Origin of the sequence: Mesorhizobium sp. M7A.F.Ca.ET.027.02.1.1 (assembly GCF_004022985.1) — a bacterium.
Lineage (GTDB): Bacteria > Pseudomonadota > Alphaproteobacteria > Rhizobiales > Rhizobiaceae > Mesorhizobium.
Genome location: NZ_RZOL01000584.1, coordinates 1 through 2,764, shown reverse-complemented (window position 1 = coordinate 2,764; position 2,764 = coordinate 1). Strand labels below are relative to the sequence as shown.

Annotated in this window: 3 protein-coding genes and 1 pseudogene; all 4 read left to right on the top strand. The window is 63.5% G+C overall.

All coding sequences use genetic code 11. The features are described 5' to 3' along the window. Nucleotides 1-192: pseudogene (locus EN749_RS33765) on the top strand (3-hydroxyacyl-[acyl-carrier-protein] dehydratase FabZ); the annotation flags it as partial. Between the two features lie 13 nt (nt 193-205). Then, nucleotides 206-1,039: an acyl-ACP--UDP-N-acetylglucosamine O-acyltransferase gene (gene lpxA, locus EN749_RS33760; protein ID WP_127810460.1), complete on the top strand. Its 834-nt coding sequence runs from the start codon at nt 206-208 to the stop codon at nt 1,037-1,039. Beyond that, complete coding sequence (locus tag EN749_RS33755) at nt 1,011-1,928, top strand: LpxI family protein (RefSeq protein WP_128364800.1); 918 nt, start codon at nt 1,011-1,013, stop codon at nt 1,926-1,928. The genes lpxA and EN749_RS33755 overlap by 29 nt, the downstream gene beginning before the upstream one ends. After that, on the top strand, nt 1,921-2,764 hold an 844-nt coding region (locus tag EN749_RS33750), incomplete at its 3' end, for a lipid-A-disaccharide synthase (RefSeq protein WP_128364799.1). The genes EN749_RS33755 and EN749_RS33750, both read left to right, overlap by 8 nt.

Sequence of the window (2,764 nt, the reverse complement as noted above, 5' to 3'; positions counted from 1 at the left end):
TCGCTGGTCTATTTCCTGACCATCGACAACGCCAAATTCCGCAAACCGGTGGTTCCCGGCGACCAGTTGAAGATCCATGTCAAGAAAATCAAGAAACGCGGCAACCTGCTCAAATTCGCTTGTGAAGCCATGGTCGACGGCGCCAAGGCGGCCGAGGCCGAGATTTCAGCCATGATGGTCACCAGCGACTGACGATCGAGTGCTTATGAAAATCAAGACATCCATTCATGCTTCCTCCATTGTCGAGGAAGGCGCCCAAATCGGCCAAGGTGCACGCATCGGGCCGTTCTGCCATGTCGGTGCCGATGTGGTGATCGGCGACGACGTCGAACTGGTCAGTCATGTCTCGGTGATGGGCGCGACGTCGATCGGCGCCTCGACCAAGGTCTATCCGATGGCGACATTGGGCGCACCGCCGCAGAACACCAAGCACAAGGGCGGTCGCACCACCTTGGTCATCGGCAGGAACTGCACGATCCGCGAAGGCGTGACCATGCATCTCGGCACCGATTCCAGCCGCGGCGAGACGACGGTCGGCGACAATGGCAATTTCCTTGCCTACGCCCATATCGCCCATGATTGCGTCGTCGGCAACAATGCGACGTTCGCCAATGGCGCAACGCTGGGCGGCCACTGCGAGGTCGGCAACAATGTCTATATCGGCGGCCTGACCGCAGTGCATCAGTTTGTCCGCATCGGCGACAACGCCTTTCTCGGCGGCTGCTCCGCGATCGTCGGCGATGTCATCCCCTTTGCCATAGCGGTCGGCAACCGCGCCAGCCTGCGCGGCCTCAACATCATCGGCCTCAAGCGCTCCGGCCTGCCAAGGTCCGAAATACTTGTGCTGCGCAAGGCTTACAGGATGATCTTCGATCGTTCCCGCACCGTTGGCGAGAACATCGAATTCGCCAAGGCGGAGTTCGCGTCGTCGCCGACCGCCATGAAGATCATCGATTTCATCACCAGTCGCGGCAAGCGGCACTATGCTGTGCCGTCGCTCAAGGGCGGCGATGGCGACGATGTCGATGACGAAGACTGAGACAGCGGCTGCGCGTCTTGATCTTCCGCCGGGCTCCAGGGTCGGCATCATTGCCGGCGGCGGCAGTCTGCCGGTCGAAGTCGCGGCCGGTTCGGCTGAACAAGGTTATCCGCCCTTCGTCATCCTGATGGAAGGCGAGGTCGACCGCATCGCGGAACTCTCCCGATACGATCACGAAAGCCTCGCTCTGGAAGGTATAGGCTCGCTCGTCCCTTTGCTGCGGCGGCACCGGATCACCCATCTGGTGCTTGCAGGCGAGATCAAGCGCCGGCCGCGATTGCTTGCGCTGCGCCCCAGTCTCAGCCTGCTCGCGGTGATTCCTTTGGTCGTCATGGCGCTCGCGCGTGGCGACGATGGTCTTCTGAAGGTCTTGGCACGAGGCCTCGAAGCGCGCGGAGTAAAGGTCGTTGGCGCCCACGAAGTAGTGCCGAATCTTGTCGCCGCCGAAGGCGTGCTGACCAAGGCCGAACCGCGAAAATTGGACTGGCGCGATATTGAGGCAGGCCTTGCGGCAGCAAAGGCCATCGGGGCGCTGGATGTCGGCCAAGCGGCGATCGCGGTTGGCGGCCGGGCAATCGCGCTGGAAGGCATCGAAGGAACAGCCGGCCTGCTTGATCGTGCGAAGCTGCTGCGCGGCCACGGCCGTATTGCGGGCAAGACCCGCGGCGTCCTCGTCAAGTGCGCCAAGCCCGGTCAGGAACTGCGCGCCGATCTTCCATCCATCGGTCCGCAGACGGTCGAGGCAGCGCACGCGGCCGGACTCGCCGGCATTGCCGTCGAGGCGGGACGCTCGCTGATCCTCGAAGGTCCTGAAACCATCACGCGCGCCAATGCACTCGGCCTGTTCGTCCTTGGCCTGCGTGCCGCCACGGAGCCGCGCAATGGCTGACAGGGCATTGAAGATCGCAATCGTTGCCGGAGAGGAGTCTGGCGACCTGCTCGGTGCCGACATAGTGCGCTCGCTCAGCCAGGCTGTGGGGCGCGAGGTGCAACTCGTCGGCCTCGGCGGCCGTCATTTGCAGGCGCTGGGACTGGTCTCGCCATTCGATGCCGGCGAGATCGCCCTGATGGGGTTCAGCGCCGTTCTACGCGACCTGCCGCGCCTGATGCGGCGGATCAGCCAACTGGCCAAGACCGTTGCCGACGAAAAGCCGGACTGCATGGTCACCATCGACAGTCCGGACTTTTCGTTGCGCGTCGCCAAAAAGGTGCGTGCGGCCAACCCGTCGATTCCGATCATCCACTATGTCTGCCCGAGCGTGTGGGCGTGGCGGCCGGGCAGGGCGGTGGCGATGAAGCCCTATGTCGACCACATCCTCTGCATCCTGCCTTTCGAGGTCAAGGAGCTCGAGCGGCTCGGCGGGCCACCGGGCACCTATGTCGGGCATCGCCTGACCCACGATGCGGGTTTGCTGGCCGCAGCCAAGGCGCAGGAACTACCGCGCGACCTTTCTCCTGATCGCGTCAAGACCCTGCTCGTCCTGCCTGGTTCGCGGCGTGGCGAGGTACGGCGGCTGCTCGACCCGTTCGGCGAGACGATGTCGATTCTGCGTGCGCGTGGTCACCGCCTGCGGCTGCTGCTGCCGACCGTTCCGCATGTCGCCGACCTCGTCAAATCCTCCGTCAACCGCTGGGATGAAAAGCCTGAGATCATCGTCGATCCCCAGCGCAAATGGCAGGCTTTCGGCAAAGCCGATGCGGCGCTGATCGCGTCCGGGACGGTAT